The following is a 663-nucleotide window of genomic DNA, read 5'->3' as shown; positions in this document are numbered from 1 at the left end:
GTGGGCAGATGTTGGGGTCGGTGTGGGATTTGAGGGAGGGGGAAGGTTTAGATTCGTGACAGGAAAAAGCCCTCGGAGGGAGGGCTAATCATTTCCTGATATTTTTGCGTAAAAATATGCTGATGGCTCACAATTAAGATTGTATGTTGGAGAATTTAGAAGGCCAATTGATCTTAGATTATCAATCATTTCTTTTTGCTTTCTATCAACTTCCATATTTCTCACGGACAACGCATCAAGCGCTATATTTTGGGTCTTATAGGTGTTTTTCATGGTCAACTCCGCTAATGAAATGTTGAAAATATATTATCCTAGCTGTCTATGTTATCTAAACTGTCGTCTTCTTCGATAATCGGTAAAGAGCTTATAACAACAATCTCTCTTTGAGATTTTATTGAAAATTCAATTATAACATTATGAATTTGTTTTATTTTATTACTAAGTCCTTCCATGTTTGAATAATCTTCAACTTTAAGCTTCAAAATGTCAATAATAGTATTTATTCCTATCGATCTGCTATGTGAGTGCCACCTTTTGTTATCGGATAATATGACAGCTATTTCTTCGGCTCTTTCTTCTTTGTCGGTCAAGGTTACTTCTATGCCAGAAGTTTCTTTGTGAGTCCATTTTTTAAATTTATAGTCTACCAGCCATTTCTTCAAC

At 35.3% G+C, this 663-nt stretch carries 1 protein-coding gene and 1 pseudogene; both read right to left on the bottom strand.

The features are described 5' to 3' along the window. Nucleotides 1–84 precede the first annotated feature (84 nt). Nucleotides 85–273: a hypothetical protein gene (locus PSI22_RS21320; RefSeq protein WP_273581468.1), complete on the bottom strand. Its 189-nt coding sequence runs from the start codon at nt 271–273 to the stop codon at nt 85–87. A gap of 38 nt (nt 274–311) precedes the next feature. Further along, a pseudogene (locus PSI22_RS21315) lies at nt 312–663 on the bottom strand (SDH family Clp fold serine proteinase); the annotation flags it as partial.

The sequence above is a fragment of the Xenorhabdus aichiensis genome, from assembly GCF_028598775.1.
Classification (GTDB): Bacteria; Pseudomonadota; Gammaproteobacteria; order Enterobacterales; family Enterobacteriaceae; genus Xenorhabdus; species Xenorhabdus bovienii.
The sequence above is the reverse complement of the archived record's forward strand: the minus strand, read 5'-3'. Positions and strand labels throughout refer to the sequence as shown.